The organism is Bellilinea sp. (assembly GCF_034432615.1).
In the GTDB taxonomy this organism is placed as follows: domain Bacteria; phylum Chloroflexota; class Anaerolineae; order Anaerolineales; family Anaerolineaceae; genus Bellilinea.
This window is the reverse complement of the sequence record NZ_DAOUBL010000003.1, coordinates 1-15,388: the sequence shown is the minus strand read 5'-3', so window position 1 is coordinate 15,388 and position 15,388 is coordinate 1. Positions and strand designations below refer to the sequence as shown.

Here is a 15,388-nt window from a genome sequence, read left to right as displayed (position 1 = left end):
TCAAACAGGGATTGGACCAATGCCCTTGCCTCTAAAATCTGGAGAAGTCTTGCGGGGTCGTTATCGCATTGTCCGTATTATCGGGCAAGGCGGTATGGGCAGCATTTACCTTGCAGATGATCTGCGCCTGGAAGGGCGTCAGTGCGCCCTCAAAGAAGTTGAACACGACCGTTCGCTACCTCCTGATTTATTACAAGAGGCTCGCGAACAGTTTTTCCGCGAAGCCACTGTTCTGGCAAGATTGGATCATCCCAATTTACCCAAAGTTTCCGACTTTTTTTCCACCGGTTCGCGCGATTATCTTGTCATGGATTTCATCCCCGGCCGAGATCTGCGCACCCTCATGCTGGAAGCCAAACAACAAAACCGTTTCCTTTCTGAAGCCGAAGTTCTCAATTGGGCTGACCAGCTGGCCAGCGCACTTTCCTACCTTCACAGTCAAAATCCGCCCATCCTGCACCGCGATATCAAACCGTCCAACTTAAAAGTGACACCCAGCGGGTTGTTAAAACTGGTGGACTTTGGGCTGGTCAAAGTCCTCGCGCCAGGGGAAGTGACCATTACCGTTCTTCAAGGACAGGGAACCGCACTCTATACCCCGCTTGAGCAATACGGCGGGGATAGCGGGCATACCGATGTGCGCAGCGATATCTACGCCTTTGGTGCAACTCTCTACCACCTCTTGACCAATGAACCCCCTGCGGATGCCCGCGAACGCTTCCTCGACCCCAGCCGGTTGATTCCACCCCGCCAAATCAATCCCGATATCTCCCTGCGAACAGAACGCTGTATTTTATGGGCAATGGGTCTTCATCCGGATGAGCGCCCCGAGTCAGTAGAGGCTTTCCGTAAAAGCCTGCTGGGAGACCGACATACCCTCCCACTGCTCAAAACACAAACCACATCACCGTGGAGTTTCATCAATTATCCGCTGGAGCAAAGTCTCATTGCGATTACCGCCTTCCTCATGGTTGTCAGTCTTTTGATGACCTTGCTGCGTTAATTTTTTCGGTTTGGTGGCTGGGCTTTTTGTAAACGCATCTGCCACAACCACCCAATCCCCCAGCCACTTAACAAGCCGACCAGACTGGTGATGACCACTCCCCATCGGCCAGCCTGTTCAAACGGCGCTAATGGCACAAACCAACCGCTGACCAGATAAAGATATGCCACAATTCCCCCAATGACTGCCATCATTCCCCAACGGAAGCCCCAACGCAATGAAACCCGCCGCTGCCCAATGAAGGCAATTCCTGCGCCGCCTCCCCCCACCATCAGCAGCATAATGATCCAATCGCTAAACCCATAATCAACCGTTACCTCAGTAATCTCCTCCACATCCTCAGTAGGTTGGATCGTTGGCGTAATGGTCGGTGTTGGTGTTGAGGTGGGCTGTGGAGTGGGAACATCGGTGGAAATATTGGCTTCGCCGTTTTGGGTGTTGATGGTAATGATCTGGGAAGTCATTGCCGGTTCGCTGACTACGCGAATTTCAATGGTTGCCGGAAGAGTTATGCGGTAGCTTGCTCTGGCAATTCCTCCGGTTGTCACAGTTTCAATTTGTTGAGTCGCACCGCTCTCGCCCAATGTATTGATCATAAAACGGACGATGGTGCCATCCGGTACTGGATTGCCGTTTTGATCAATGATCACCCCCGTTCGAAACGGCACCACATCCCCCACCTTAAACTCTGGGATTTGGGTTGGTTGAGGTGTGGTGGTCGTTGTAGCTTCCACACTTTCAGTGGGAGGCGGAAAATCAAAATATAGCGGAATGACCTGAAGCGGGTTGGGTGAAGTAACCCGAATAATATCGTAACCGATACCAGGAATGGAAACTGGAGAAGCCCCGTTAGCGCTTTGCTCCTGAAACAGAATTCGGGCTGCCGTATCCACAAATGCCGGTATTTTACTGTACAAACCATAATAGGCAGTTAATTTGGCGATATCGGTGGCATCCAGTAAATAAGGCGCCCCAAAGGCAAAAACAATCACCTTTTTATTGACAATCAAATCGGGGCGCTCATTCAATAATCGCCTCAAGGCTTGCGATTCTGGACGCGTGGAGATATCCCCCGTCAACGCGAAAACCACCCATTCAGCATCTGCCAGATTAACCCCCAGCGCGGCTAAACCCTCCGGATTATTCAAATAAGTGTTGAGATCGAGAAAAGAATAAGAAAACAGGTATCCCTGAATGATCGAACCCCCGGCTGCTGGGCCGTACAAACGGATTACGGCATTTTTCAGGCTGTCAACCGACAAAATCCACTGATCTCCGCAAGTGCTGCACTGACGGGCATTGACGACATCGGTGAAAAAGATGATCTGATCGCGGCTTTCCGGCGGGCGCGGCAGACGGATATTTAATTCCGCGGCTGAAGGGCTGAGCAGCGTTGCTGCCTTACGGGCAACTTCCAGCGCTACCGATTGTGAACGACCTACCTCCGCCAGCTGGCTGGCTGGCGGAAGGACCCTGTCCACGCGAAACTCGCCAAACAGACGCAATTTCAATTTCAAAATACGTTCCACCGATTGATCCACTCGTTCGGCGAAGGCAGGATCTTCGCGGTATTTTTGTGCGAACGAATCCACAACCCGCATGATGGTGGTAGCGCTATCCGGGTCCGTAGGTTCGATGAAATTGTTCAAATAAAGCAGATCGTTTCCGGCAAGGAAGGCGTTTCTGGCAACCGCCCGGGCATCAAAGGTTTGGCCGGTAGGATCATAGAACCGCCTCACTGCATTACTGCCTAAATTATCACTGACAATAACCCCCCCTTGTTGATACCATGTCGCTGCCGGCTCCAGCGTTAACACCTGGCGCATCGCCTCTGCGTCCAGGCTGACTGGTGGTGTAATTTCGCGGATATTTTCCTGCAAACCCTGATAGCGGATGTGCGAAACCATCACCCCATCAACGCGGGCTTTGCTCTCCATATCTGCCTGCATGGAAGCAAAAAACGGTGCCAGTTCAATTTGACGGAGCGCGTCCAGTGACTTGCGAACGGTTGCTACTTCCTCCTCCGGCAAACGGTCAGAGGCCCCTCTTCCGGGAAAGTGCTTGGCTATTACTGCCATTTGATCGCGGCTGCCCTGGTGCAGGCCGCGCACGTAAGCTTTGCCCATTTCCCCCACCCAAAAAGGATCACCCCCAAATGTTCGAACGCCAAGGGTGTTGGCTGAGGTCGCCGTGACTTCTAACACATCCAGGGAAGGCCCCAAATATAAATTAAATCCAATCGCCCGCAGTTCCTTTCCCATAACATTACCAACAGCTTCAGCCATGGAAGGATTCCAGGTCGCCCCAATAGCCATCAAACTGGGCAGGGATGTCATGCCACTGAAAATTTGGTCATTGGGGTAGAGATCTCCTTCTTGTGAAATGCCAATGAACAGGGGAATATAGGGGAGTGTTTGGGAACCGGCGCTACGGTCTTGAGTTTGCGAAGCGTCCCAAACATGATTTTGTAAAGCGCGGATCAGCTCAGCCGCTTTTGGCACGGTATTACCCGCCACTTCAAAATTATCATTGTCGGCCCGCAGAACAACACCTCCCACTTTATAATCAACGATAAGTTTGTAAACTGGTGAATCGCGCCGCGCATCGGTGCCTTTGAAAGTCACCAAAAACAACTGGCCGACCTTTTGTTCCGGCGACATTTGATCCATGATCAGCCTGACGCGGGTATCCAATTCGCTTTGCGGCTCAAACGCCGCGTGAGCAACGAAATTCTGCCGCGTGCCCAAAGCAGCCTGTGCCATGATAAACACAAGGAATACAAGGATATTCAAACATTTCCGGATGGACGGGAAGAACTTTTGCATGCTCACATTTGATTTCGAATTTTCTGGGCGGTAAGGGGATCATCGGTAAAAATCCCATCAACCCTATCCTGAAATAGCCGTTCAATATCCTGCGGTTCGTTCACCGTCCAGACATGAACACGCCGATTTCGCTGGTGTTCTTTTTGGATAAAACCCGCGCTGGCATCCTTTAAATTGGGGTGGATAATCTGAGGTGCAAACCATCTACCGATGAATGAACGTGCCAGCCATCCAGCAGTTCCTTCCAATGCCAGAATGCCCACCGGACAATCCGGCAGCTCCCGCCGGACCCGTATCAGATTAAATGGATTGAAAGACGAGAACAAAACCCATTCTTCGAGTTGATATTCTTTAACCAGCGTTGCTACCTTCTCTGGAAGTTGATCGCGCGGGGTCGCATAGTTCGTCAGTTCAACATTAATGAATAGTTTTTTACCCAATTCCTCAAATACCTGTCTTAGGGTGGGTACAGGCTCGCCTCGAAATTCCTCAGAAAAATGGCTGCCGGCATCCATTTGTTGAAATTCCCGCACGCTGAACTTCCGCACTTCTCCTTTTGCATTGGTAGTACGGTCAACTGTGGTATCGTGGATTACGATAACTTCACCATCCGCTGAAAGTTTGGCATCCAACTCAATGGCCTCCACCCCTTGCTGCGCAGCGAGGCGAAAGGCTGCCATTGTATTTTCGGGAGCATAAGCTGATGCGCCGCGGTGAGCAAAAATGACTGGTTTGGGTAGTTCAAAGAGTCGATTCATAATTCCACAAAGTAGGATTTAACTGCCCGGTCAATCAATTCTTTGGTCATTTCTGGTTCCATTCCAAGGTAGCGCGAAATATCCAGAATCTGGTCGCACAAATCCCGTGGATGCGAAGCACGCAACTTGCGGTTTGCCTTGATGTAGTACTCCTGCAACAGGTAGGCCAGCCCTTGATCGTTATAAGCAACTCCTTTTTGAGCCGCAACCCGCTTAAAAATTTCGCGGTACTCCTCGTAAGTCGGATCGGTAATCTCAATTTTATGGCGCAGGCGGCGCAAAAAGGCTTCATCTACCAGCTCTTTTGGCGGCAGATTGGTTGAAAAGATCACCAGCACATCAAACGGCACTTCAAATTTCCTGCCGGTGTGCAGACTCATGTAATCAATCCGGTTTTCAAGCGGCACAATCCAGCGGTTAAGCAAGTCACGAGGCCGCACCTGTTGCCGGCCGAAGTCATCAATCAGTAAAATCCCGCCGTTTGCCTTAATCTGGAAGGGAGCTTCATAGTATTTCAGGGTGTCATCAAAGACCAGATCAAGACCCGCCATGGTTAATTCACCGCCGGTGACGATGAACGGCCGCCGGATTTGAACCCAGCGCGGATCACGACGCACCGTGGAACGCATCCCACCCGTAGCTTGCACGGAGGCATCTTCTTCCCCCGCCAGTTGGTGGTTGACCGAATCATACAGGGTAATCACCTGACCATCCACGTAAATTGCGTAAGGGATGTACATTTTCTGAGCCTGAATCAGGTTTCCAATCGCGCGCGCTATGGTAGTTTTCCCATTCCCCGGCGGACCATACAGGAAAATGGACATTCCCGAATTGACCGCCGGTCCCAATCGCTGGTAAGTATCTTCGGAAAGAACCACATGGGAAAGCACCTGCCGCATCACCCGGTTCGTCACCTGCAGCCTGCCGCGGCTTTGCCGTCGAATTGCATCGTTGTACATCTCCAACGGTACAGGCGCCGGACCGGCATATTGCGAACGTTCGATAGCCTCTCTCGCCCGTGCAATACCCGCTCCCGTGATGGCATAAATGTAGGCGCCTTCCCCTACTCCGGCTTGTGAAGAACGCACCTCAATTAATTTTTCGCGCTTAAGCGCATCCAGAATCAGGCTGAGCACACCCGTAAACGGCAGGGCAATTTCTTCTGCCAGCTTGAAGCCGCTCATGTATCCCTGAAAGTAAAAAATTTTCAGCGCCAGGTCCTGAAGCCACAATGGATTTAAACCGGTATCTTCAATCGTGTTAATTGGCGGTGGCACAAATGGACCGGTGGCTACTGGTGTGGCTGCAGAAGTGGGCGGGCGAGTCATTTTGGTCATCCTACCCCTCCAGAGATCGTATGCATAACCATTTCATTTTTGAAATTTAATATCATGGAAATTCTCATAACGACATCCAAATTATAGCACGCCATGCCTTGTTGATTTGCTGTTCATCCCTTATAATTCCCGCCATGAAAATTTCTGTCATCATACCAGCATATAACGAACGAAATACAATCTCCGAGATCATCAAACGCGTTCAGGCAACAGGACTGGCTGATGAAATTCTGGTTGTGGATGACGGCTCCAAGGACGGAACCAGAGAAATTTTAAGTGAACTGCAACAGCAGGGACAAATCCGCACGATTTTCCACGAAAATAATATGGGAAAAGGCGCAGCCGTCAGAACCGGTATTCAGAATGCCAGCGGGGATGTGATCATCATCCAGGATGCCGATTTGGAATACGACCCGCGGGAATACCCCAATCTTTTGCAACCGATCCGCGACGGTATCGCAGAGGTAGTATACGGTTCGCGTTTTTTAGGCGCTGCCAGGCGTCCAATTTTATTTTGGAACATGGTTGCCAATAAACTGCTGACCACGTTCACCAACATCCTGTATAACAACATTCTCAGTGATATGGAAACCGGTTACAAAGTCTTCAAGCGGGATGTGATTAAGGATATTCCGCTTCATGCCCGCCGGTTTGAGTTTGAACCGGAGTTCACCGCCAAAATCCTCAAGCGCAAAATCCGCATCTACGAAGTGCCGATTGCCTTCAATCCGCGGGATTACTCGGAAGGCAAGAAAATCAAACTGTGGGATGCCTTTGAGGCATTGTGGGCATTAATCAAATATCGCTTCGTGGATTGATCATCCCCAAAAACACAATTCAGTCGCTGCCAGCCGGTTTGATATCCACCACATTGAGCTGCAAATTCTCGCGGCCGTTGTAGGTGTTCAGCTCAAAACGGTAGAGGATATCCACCTCTTTTGGTAAACCGGATTCCATCCAGTGCCCCTGCCGGAAAGCAACCGCATCATAGGTTATCCATCCATCGGTAACCAGAAATTTCAGGTGCTTGCCATCAGCCCCAATCGCCCGAGGGTTGAGAGTCCTGACATTGCGCGAAACAAAGTAAACCTCCGGATTATCCATTCCGGTTGGCTCCAATAGATGCAAATACTTCAAAAATTCGGGATGCAGTTCGCCCAGCGGCAACTCCACATCTGCCCGCAACACGGGACGTAAATCCAAATCCCCCAATTGATCAGCGGCAATTTTGGCCAGCCGTAGTTTAAGCTCAGGCAGGTGGTCTCGATGAATAGTAAAGCCCGCCGCCAGCGCATGCCCCCCATGATGCACCATCAGGTCTGCACAGGCATCCAACGCCTGGGTAACATGAAAAGCAGGAATACTGCGGCAGGAAGCCCGCACGTACTCACCGTTGATGGTTCCAACCACCGCCGGACGGTAGTAACTTTCGGTCAACTTGCCAGCCACCAAACCCACCACACCTGGGTTGAAACTGGTATCAAAGGCAAATAAAATTTCTTCAAATTCCTCTTGCTGGATGAGCTCTTCGGCTCGCTGCTGCATTTCAGCGGTTATTTTCTGTCTTTCACGATTCTGGTCATCCAAACGCTGCACCAGGAGCCCAATTTGTTGAACATCTCGTTCTAAAAGCAGCTGATAAGAAGCCAGCGCTGATTCCAACCGTCCGGCAGCGTTTAATCGCGGGGCTAAACCAAAGCCAATATCTGCTGTGCTCAGAGTCGAAGGCGTCAATCTGGCCGCCTGTGCCAGTGACCGCAGGCCCGCACGCCAACCACGCCTCAACTCCTTCAACCCTGCCCGCACCAGCATCCGATTCTCACCGGTCAAAGGCACAACATCCGCTACCGTGCCTAAAGCCACCAAATCCAGCCCAAATCCTTCATAAGGCAGTTCTTTCAAACAGCGCTGCACCAATGCCTGAGCAATTTTATAGGCCACCCCCACACCCGCCAGATTTTTCTCCGGGTATAGATCACCTTTTTGTTTGGGGCAAATCACAAACTGGGCTGCGGGAATTTGCTCCAATGGGTGATGGTGATCGCTGATAATTAAATCCAGCCCAATTTGCCTGGCATGTTCCGCCTCACCCAGTGAGCGAATCCCACAATCCACGGTCAGCACCAGTTGTATACCCTGCTCCCGCAAATAATTTAACGCTTCGATGTTTAACCCGTAACCTTCATCAAAACGATTGGGAATATAAGCTGTAACATTCCCCCCAAGCAGCTGTATGATTTCCACCAGTAAAGCGGTTGCGCTGACTCCATCCACATCATAATCCCCATAAACTGCAATGGCTTCCTTCCGGTCAATTGCATAGGAAAGCCGTTCCACCACCCCATCCATATTCAACAGCAGCATCGGGTCATAAAAATTTTCACCCGGGTTGAGAAAAGCCATTGCCTGATCGGTGTTTTTAATGCCGCGGTTATACAAAACCTGACGAAAGAAAGGAGGATAATAGCTTAAAGCCTGTTCGACCTCGGCAGGAATTTTTTCTGCAAGTTTCCAGCGCTTTGATGCAACTTTTTGCATGATTATCCTTTTCCCTCATCTGTATATAAAAATATCCGCGGCAGACGGTCTGCCATGCCGCATACCACTTCATAGTTGACTGTTCCCCATTCTCTGGCAACATCTTCAGCCGTGCGCTGAAGTGAACCCTGTTTTCCGATCAACACGACTTCATCCCCCACCTGCACACCAGCCAATCCATCCAGCGAAATCATACATTGATCCATACATACCGACCCGACCACGCGAGTCTCTTTCTTGTGAAGAAGCACCTTATTACCCATCACCCGGCGGAAACCATCCGCATAACCAATCGAAATCGTGGCTATTTTTTCGGTTTTCGTCGTGCGATAGCGATAGTTATACCCAACCCCTTCGCCGGCTGCCAGATCTCGTATACTGGTAATCCGCGCCTTAAGGGTCAGCGCCGGCTTGAAAGTACCCGGCAACATGGTTTCGGGGGACGGATGCAGACCGTACAGGGCAATGCCGCAACGCACCATGTCATAAGCTGCCTGCGGAAAATTGAAAACCGCTGCAGAGTTGGAAGCATGTACCAGCGGCGGTTTGAGCCCGGCAGAGTGCAGACCGGCTAAAACTTCTTCAAACTTTCGGATTTGCCAATCGGTTGTATCCACCTCTGGCTCATCGGCACGCGCAAAGTGCGTAAAGATGCCCTCCAATTCCAAGCCGGGCAAACTTGCTGCCCAACGGGTAAAATCCAGTACTTCCTCTGGTGAAATACCCAATCGGTTCATGCCGGTATTGACCTTGAGGTGCACCTTCACCTTCATCCCGCGTGTATGGGTTAATTCCGAGTACTGCAACGCGGTCTGGCGGTCAAACAGGGTCAAACGGATATTTTCCTTCGCGGCTTCCAAAACATGCTCGGGCGGAGTATATCCCATTACCAGCACCGGCGCTAAAATCCAGTTAGAACGCAACCGCGCGGCTTCTTCAAAACGGGCAACCGCCAGCCATTCACCCCCAGCTCTGATCACCGCCTGTGAAACTTCAATCAACCCGTGCCCATAGGCATTGGCTTTGACCACCGCAGCCACCTTTGTCCGGCTGATTCGGCACAACTCCCGATAATTATTTTGAATTGCGCTTAGGTCAATTTCCAACCACGTTGTGAGGGCAGGGTGATTCATGCGGACAAGTATAAAACGGGCTTTGCTTTCCTGCAAGCCAAACAGAAGGTTTGCCAAATAACAGATTCCGGCTATAATCCGTTGAACTTTGTAATATCCTGTTCAGATATTGGTGGAATGACGAACTTCAACTTTGAACTAACCAGAAAAGATCACCATGCCCGTGCCGGCATTTTTCACACCCCGCACGGCGAACTGCTGACACCCGTTTTTGCGCCGGTGGGAACTCAGGCAACTGTGAAAGCAGTCACACCGGCTCAATTGAAAGAAATCGGCGTAAGCCTGGTTTTGGCAAACACCTACCACCTGTATTTACGCCCCGGCGCGGATCTGGTAGCCGAAATGGGGGGACTGCATCATTTCATGCAGTGGGATGCTCCGATTTTGACCGACTCTGGCGGTTTTCAAGTCTTTTCACTGGCGGGAATGCGCAAAATAGACGAAGATGGGGTAACTTTCAAAAGTCATATTGACGGCTCAATCCACCGCCTTACCCCTCAAAAAGCCGTTCAGATTCAAGAACAACTGGGTGCAGATATCATCATGGCATTGGATGAATGTGCACCACCGTATGACCGCGCCTACAACGAACAGGCACTTCGCCGCACGCACCTGTGGGCTGAAGGCTGCCTTTCCGCTCAAACCCGCCGCGATCAAGCTCTGTTTGGCATTGTTCAGGGGGGAATTTTTCCGGACTTGCGTGAGCAATCCGCCCGATTCATTTCCTCCTTAGGTTTTCCGGGTCACGCCATTGGCGGCCTTTCGGTGGGCGAAACCAAAGAAGAGATGCACCGCACGCTGGAGTTGGTCAACGATATTCTGCCGGAAGACAAACCCCGCTATTTGATGGGGGTCGGCTCCCCCGAAGACCTGATCAACGGCATCCGTCGTGGGGTAGATATTTTTGATTGTGTGCTTCCAACCCGGCTTGCCCGACATCAAGCTGCAATGACTCGCCACGGGCGCATTAACCTGATGAATGCCGTTCACGCCCGCGATCCCCGTCCGATAGATGAAAATTGCTCCTGTTATACCTGTACCCATTTCAGCCGGGCTTATTTGCGCCATTTGATTGTCGCCAAAGAAATGCTGGCTGCCACCCTTATCTCCATTCACAACATTGCCACATTAGTTTTTCTGGTACAGGATGCCCGCAAGGCAATTCTCGAAGGTACTTTTGAGCAATTTGCAGAGGAATTCCTCACCCAATACGCTCTCACAGAAAAGTCACAGGTATGAATTTTTTCCAGGCATTTGTACTCGGCATCATTCAGGGAATCACCGAATTTTTGCCCATTTCCAGTTCGGCTCACCTGGTACTGACCCCGTTCTTTTTCGGCTGGCAAATCCCGGAAGAGCAAATCTTCCCGTTCGATGTGCTGGTTCAGGTTGGCACTCTGGTTGCGGTAATTGTCTATTTCCGCAGCGACCTGCTGACCATTCTGAGCGATGTCATTCAAGGATTGATAAACCGCCAGCCGTTTACTTCATCCTCCTCGCGTTTGGGTTGGTTGTTATTGCTTGCCAGTCTGCCGGCTGGTGTTGCCGGCATTTTGCTCAAGGATTTGGTTGAAGCCGCCTTCAAAAGCCCGGTGAATGTCGCCTTTTTTTTGATTGGAACTGCAGGTCTGTTGTGGATTGCCGAGAGCATTGGGAAACGCAACCGCACCCTTGCATCCATCCGCTGGTTAGATGCCATCTGGATTGGAGCCGGGCAGGCCCTTGCGCTCTTTCCGGGCGTTTCCCGCTCAGGTGCAACGATTTCCGCCGGCATGGCACGCCACCTTGAACGCCCCGCGGCAGCCCGTTTCTCGTTTCTGATGTCCATACCCATCATGACCGCCGCCGGATTAGTCGGTCTGGTTGATTTGTTTAGACTGTCCAATTGGACAGCCTTTCTGCCTGTTATGACGACCGGCTTTTTCACCGCAGCAGTGGTGGGATATTTAGCCATTCACTGGCTGTTGGGCTTTCTTGCCCGCCGCTCACTGCGTCCTTTTGCGGTTTACTGCCTTTCCCTGGCAGTCATCACATTGATTTTTTCCTATGCGGGTTTATAAGCACTTTTTAATGTGGGTTGCATCTTTGCTGATGACAGCATGCAGCGCCAACCCCATCCCATTACCCACCTCAACCCCTTTGCCATCTGTTCAGGTTCGGCTCGACCCGCTATTGGAGTGGTCAAAGTCCGCCATGCAAATGTGCAGCCGGCAAATCCCGGAACGCAATTGGGTCATCGTTCCCGCCGACGATCCTCTTTCGACCACTGGTGAATCAACCGTCCATATTTACTGGGGATCCGAAACGAACGGCTCGCAGAACACCTTTCTCCTCACCAGTGAGCATCTTGTAATTGTTGTCAACCCAACTCTTCCGGTTACAAGCCTGAGTCTTGCCGAATTACAAGACATTTTTAGCGGAAAAATTAACCGCTGGGATGAGATTGCCGAAGATCTGCCCGCTGCTGAAATCGAGGTGTGGTACTATCCCCCAAATCTCTCGATTATGGAAAACTTTTTTCGATGGAGCGGTTTGTCGTCAGAAAATTTATCCCCCTTGGGTTTGTTTGCCCCTCATCCCCTTGAATTACGCAATGCCATTGCAGAAAACCCGCTGGCAATCGGCATTTTGACAACCCGGTGGATGGATGATACAGTTGAAGGGATAACCATTGAAGGAAATCAGAACACCTCCGAATTCCCGGTACTGGCAGCCGTAACCACATCGGATGCTTTTCTTCAAGAATGGCTCTTTTGCCTTCAAAATCAAATCCGGTAGATGAGCACCTCCCCAGCCTGTGTTAAAATGATTAACCCCCTGAGGAGGTAATCATGCCGGTAATTTTGATTTATCGTAAACAAAAATTAGAGGTTGAAGGTACGCTCACCGTGCGCGAAGCGCTCCAGCAACTGGGGTTATCACCGGAAAGTCACCTCATCGTGCGCAAGGGTGAATTGCTGAATGATAACGACGTTTTACGCAACGGAGAGGAAGTCAAAGTCATTTCGGCAATTTCGGGAGGTGCACTTTGACCACAATTCGCTGCCATAAGTGTCACCAGCGCGCTGTGATTCGGATGCGTCAGCACCGCCTTGCACTCTGCAAGGACCATTACCCTCAATGGTTCATCGAACAGACCCAACGTTTCATCGAGAAGTACCAGATGTTCACCCCGCAGGATCGTATTCTGGTGGCAGTATCTGGCGGTAAAGATTCGCTTGCATTGTGGGACGTGCTCTGGCAATTGGGTTATGATGCCGAAGGTTTTTACATCAACCTCGGTATTGACGGAGAAAAGCTCTATTCCGACCAATCCGAGCAGGCTGCCCAAAAATTTGCCGATGAACGTCATCTGAAATTGCACATTTACCGGGTAGAAGAACAGCGCGGCGAATCCGTACCTGCCATCGCCCTGCGCACCCACCGCGGCCGACAAAAGCCCTGTGCTGTGTGCGGCTTAATTAAACGCCACACCATGAATCAGATGGCACGTCAACTGGGCTTTAATGTTCTGGCAACCGCTCATAATCTGGATGACGAGGTTTCTTTCCTGTTTGGAAATCTGCTCTCATGGAATCTGCGTCAGATTCCGCGGCAATCTCCGGTTTTGGAAGCAGAGGAAGGCTTTATCCGCAAAGTAAAACCCTTCATCCGCTTCTCGGAACGCGAAACCGCTGCCTATTCCATTGTGCGCGGTATTGAATACATCGAAGACGAATGTCCCTTTGCAGAGGGCAGCAAACAACTGCAATACAAAGAACTGTTGAACCGTCTTGAAGAGCAGCAACCCGGGGTAAAATTGCGCTTTCTGTTGGGTTTCTTCAATGCCATGCAGCAAGGCTTCATTCAGCCCATTGAAGACGAACAGGGGGAGGTTATCCTCAGCCCCTGCCCGTCCTGCGGTCAGCCCACCTCCACCGGTGGATTATGCGCAACTTGCCGCCTCTTCGAGGAAGATCACCGCTAAAATCAGGCCGTCTCTAAAAAGCGTTCGATCTCCCAATCTGAAACCTGTGTTCGAAATTCGTCCCATTCGACCCATTTCGCCCGCATGAAAGCTTCATACAAACTGGGCGAAAAGGCGCTTTGAATCACCTCATCCTTTTCCAATTCCTCCAATGCTTGACGCAATGAACCGGGCAATTCAGCCACCCCTCTTTCATGGCGCTCGCTGGCATCCATCTCATACACATTCACATTATTGAGCGGTGCGGGCGGAGTTAATTGGCGATCAATCCCATCCAGCGCTGCCTTCAGCATTGCATTAAACGCCAGATAAGGGTTGCAAGAGGGATCCGGGCAGCGCAATTCTGCCCGCGTGGCTTTGTGCATGCCGGGAGTGTAGCGCGGAATACGAATCAAAGCGGAACGATTGATTTGTGCCCAGCCAATATAGACGGGCGCTTCATAACCCGGCACCAATCGTTTGTACGAGTTAACGGTTGGCGCAACCACTGCTGAAAGCGCACGGGCATGGGCCAATTGCCCGGCAATAAAGCCATACGCAATTTGCGAAAGATGGAACGGGTCGTTTTCTGCGAAGAAGAGATTATTACCATCTTTGTCAAAGAGCGACTGGTGGCAGTGCATTCCCGAACCATTAATTCCAAATATTGGTTTGGGCATAAAGGATGCAATCAATCCATGCTGGGCGGCAATGGCCTTAACCGTATATTTCAAAGTAACTACATTATCGGCAGCTTTTAATGCGTCAGCAAAGCGAAAATCAATTTCGTGCTGACCAAGGGCTACTTCATGATGACCAACCTCAACCTCTAAACCCATTGTGTTGAGAGCTTCCATCAATTCCGTGCGTACCCGTACCGCTTCATCGTTGGGAGAAAAGTCAAAATAACCGCCAACATCATGCGGCACCGGTCGAATGCTTTCGGTGCCGTTCCGCCGAAAGAGGAAAAATTCCGGTTCCGGGCCGACGTTATATGTCCAACCACGCTCTTCTTTTAACTTTTGAAGGGCACGTTTCAGACTGCCACGCGGGTCACCAGCAAAGGGAGTGCCATCCGGGTGGAAAATATCACAGAACACTCTTGCTCTCCTTAATTCGGGAGGAGACCACGGAAGCACTGCGTAGGTTTCGGGGTCAATGCGCAAGTGCATGTCCGATTCCTGAATACGGGCAAAACCCTCCACAGAAGAGCCGTCAAACCAAATACCGTTCTCCAATGCGCCTTCCAGCTGTGCAACCGGTGCATCCACCGACTTGACCGATCCCAGCACATCAATAAATTGGAAAGAAATGAACTTAATGTCATCTTCTTTCACTTTTTTAAGTAAATCTTTGGCGTCCATAAAAAATTACCTCCTTTGGTTTAAAGAATAAAGGGCATGCCGGGCATGCCCTTGTTTAACAGAATTTAGAGCGCCTGCCCTTCCATCAATAGAACAGATAAGCCAATCGGCTTTTCCGGCCACTGTGCTGGCTTTGGTTCGAACGTTACCGCCGGGTTTCAGCCAGCCACTTCTTCTGGAAGGGAGAAAGGAGCCTGTGACCGGGCTCCAGAGGCATCCGCTGATCCTTCGATTTTCCCCTGCAATTCAGGGTTAGCGCTCTCTTCGCAGAGAGGAACCTCCACCTCGTCATCCTGTCCCTTTCAGACAGGACTCAGCCGCTATTTCTCCGTTATTCATTTGTAAATTGCCAAAAACTGGTATTATATTAGCAACTTCATCAACCAATGTCAAGAGGTATTTTGTAAAATGTTATTTAAACTTGAAAGTTGGACAGTTTAAAGCTGAAAAGTGGACAGGGAGATTCCTTAAGATTTGAAGATAT

The 15,388-nt window shown here is 50.6% G+C and carries 13 protein-coding genes; 7 read left to right on the top strand and 6 right to left on the bottom strand.

The window, feature by feature from the left end; translation table 11 throughout:
• The first annotated feature begins 49 nt into the window (after positions 1–49).
• Positions 50–1,003, top strand: a complete 954-nt coding sequence (locus VAE48_RS00160) for a serine/threonine-protein kinase (protein ID WP_322791284.1) — start codon at positions 50–52, stop codon at positions 1,001–1,003.
• Here VAE48_RS00160 and VAE48_RS00155 read toward each other — a convergent pair.
• Genes VAE48_RS00155 through VAE48_RS00145 form a run of 3 tightly spaced genes read right to left on the bottom strand, consistent with a single transcriptional unit; the run spans position 1,000 to position 5,923 of the window.
• Entirely contained in the window at positions 1,000–3,828 is a 2,829-nt protein-coding gene (locus VAE48_RS00155) for a glycoside hydrolase family 3 protein (protein WP_322791283.1), read from the bottom strand. The genes VAE48_RS00160 and VAE48_RS00155 overlap by 4 nt on opposite strands.
• A gap of 2 nt (positions 3,829–3,830) precedes the next feature.
• Complete coding sequence (locus VAE48_RS00150) at positions 3,831–4,586, bottom strand: glycerophosphodiester phosphodiesterase (RefSeq protein ID WP_322791282.1); 756 nt, start codon at positions 4,584–4,586, stop codon at positions 3,831–3,833.
• Entirely contained in the window at positions 4,583–5,923 is a 1,341-nt protein-coding gene (locus VAE48_RS00145) for an AAA family ATPase (protein ID WP_322791281.1), read from the bottom strand. The genes VAE48_RS00150 and VAE48_RS00145 overlap by 4 nt, the downstream gene beginning before the upstream one ends.
• Positions 5,924–6,057: 134 nt before the next feature.
• Between VAE48_RS00145 and VAE48_RS00140 the strand changes: the two genes are divergently transcribed.
• The gene (locus VAE48_RS00140) at positions 6,058–6,741 is read left to right on the top strand and encodes a glycosyltransferase family 2 protein (RefSeq protein ID WP_322791280.1); all 684 of its coding nucleotides are present in this window, start codon (positions 6,058–6,060) and stop codon (positions 6,739–6,741) included.
• A 19-nt stretch (positions 6,742–6,760) separates the two neighbouring features.
• Here VAE48_RS00140 and recJ read toward each other — a convergent pair whose 3' ends face one another.
• Together recJ and alr are read right to left on the bottom strand one after the other, a co-directional pair.
• Entirely contained in the window at positions 6,761–8,461 is a 1,701-nt protein-coding gene (gene recJ, locus VAE48_RS00135; RefSeq protein ID WP_322791279.1) for a single-stranded-DNA-specific exonuclease RecJ, read from the bottom strand.
• Positions 8,462–8,463: 2 nt separating this feature from the next.
• The gene (gene alr, locus VAE48_RS00130) at positions 8,464–9,651 is read right to left on the bottom strand and encodes an alanine racemase (protein WP_322791278.1); all 1,188 of its coding nucleotides are present in this window, start codon (positions 9,649–9,651) and stop codon (positions 8,464–8,466) included.
• A gap of 60 nt (positions 9,652–9,711) precedes the next feature.
• Here alr and tgt point away from each other — a divergent pair, with 60 nt between their 5' ends.
• From tgt to VAE48_RS00105, 5 genes are read left to right on the top strand one after another with little or no spacing between them, the layout of a single operon-like run.
• A complete protein-coding gene (tgt, locus tag VAE48_RS00125) occupies positions 9,712–10,833 on the top strand; it encodes a tRNA guanosine(34) transglycosylase Tgt (RefSeq protein ID WP_322791277.1) in 1,122 nt (373 codons plus the stop codon).
• The gene (gene uppP / locus VAE48_RS00120; protein WP_322791276.1) at positions 10,830–11,654 is read left to right on the top strand and encodes an undecaprenyl-diphosphatase UppP; all 825 of its coding nucleotides are present in this window, start codon (positions 10,830–10,832) and stop codon (positions 11,652–11,654) included. Before tgt ends, uppP begins: the two co-directional genes overlap by 4 nt.
• A 10-nt stretch (positions 11,655–11,664) precedes the next feature.
• Positions 11,665–12,372: a substrate-binding domain-containing protein gene (locus VAE48_RS00115; RefSeq protein WP_322791275.1), complete on the top strand. Its 708-nt coding sequence runs from the start codon at positions 11,665–11,667 to the stop codon at positions 12,370–12,372.
• Positions 12,373–12,425: 53 nt separating this feature from the next.
• Entirely contained in the window at positions 12,426–12,626 is a 201-nt protein-coding gene (locus VAE48_RS00110; protein ID WP_322791274.1) for a MoaD/ThiS family protein, read from the top strand.
• Entirely contained in the window at positions 12,623–13,561 is a 939-nt protein-coding gene (locus tag VAE48_RS00105; protein WP_322791273.1) for an ATP-binding protein, read from the top strand. Before VAE48_RS00110 ends, VAE48_RS00105 begins: the two co-directional genes overlap by 4 nt.
• A 2-nt stretch (positions 13,562–13,563) precedes the next feature.
• Here VAE48_RS00105 and glnA read toward each other — a convergent pair whose 3' ends face one another.
• Positions 13,564–14,904 carry a type I glutamate--ammonia ligase gene (glnA, locus tag VAE48_RS00100; RefSeq protein ID WP_322791272.1) on the bottom strand — a complete coding sequence of 447 codons (1,341 nt, stop codon included), beginning with the start codon at positions 14,902–14,904 and terminating at the stop codon, positions 13,564–13,566.
• Positions 14,905–15,388 lie beyond the last annotated feature (484 nt).

Excerpts from the sequence above, each read along its gene's own strand:
- VAE48_RS00115 (WP_322791275.1), top strand. The coding sequence starts at position 11,665 with ATGTGGGTTGCATCTTTGCTGATGACAGCATGCAGCGCCAACCCCATC.
- uppP (WP_322791276.1), top strand. The coding sequence starts at position 10,830 with ATGAATTTTTTCCAGGCATTTGTACTCGGCATCATTCAGGGAATCACC.
- tgt (WP_322791277.1), top strand. The coding sequence starts at position 9,712 with ATGACGAACTTCAACTTTGAACTAACCAGAAAAGATCACCATGCCCGT.
- glnA (WP_322791272.1), bottom strand. The coding sequence starts at position 14,904 with ATGGACGCCAAAGATTTACTTAAAAAAGTGAAAGAAGATGACATTAAG.
- VAE48_RS00140 (WP_322791280.1), top strand. The coding sequence starts at position 6,058 with ATGAAAATTTCTGTCATCATACCAGCATATAACGAACGAAATACAATC.
- VAE48_RS00150 (WP_322791282.1), bottom strand. The coding sequence starts at position 4,586 with ATGAATCGACTCTTTGAACTACCCAAACCAGTCATTTTTGCTCACCGC.
- VAE48_RS00110 (WP_322791274.1), top strand. The coding sequence starts at position 12,426 with ATGCCGGTAATTTTGATTTATCGTAAACAAAAATTAGAGGTTGAAGGT.
- recJ (WP_322791279.1), bottom strand. The coding sequence starts at position 8,461 with ATGCAAAAAGTTGCATCAAAGCGCTGGAAACTTGCAGAAAAAATTCCT.
- VAE48_RS00145 (WP_322791281.1), bottom strand. The coding sequence starts at position 5,923 with ATGACCAAAATGACTCGCCCGCCCACTTCTGCAGCCACACCAGTAGCC.
- VAE48_RS00155 (WP_322791283.1), bottom strand. The coding sequence starts at position 3,828 with ATGCAAAAGTTCTTCCCGTCCATCCGGAAATGTTTGAATATCCTTGTA.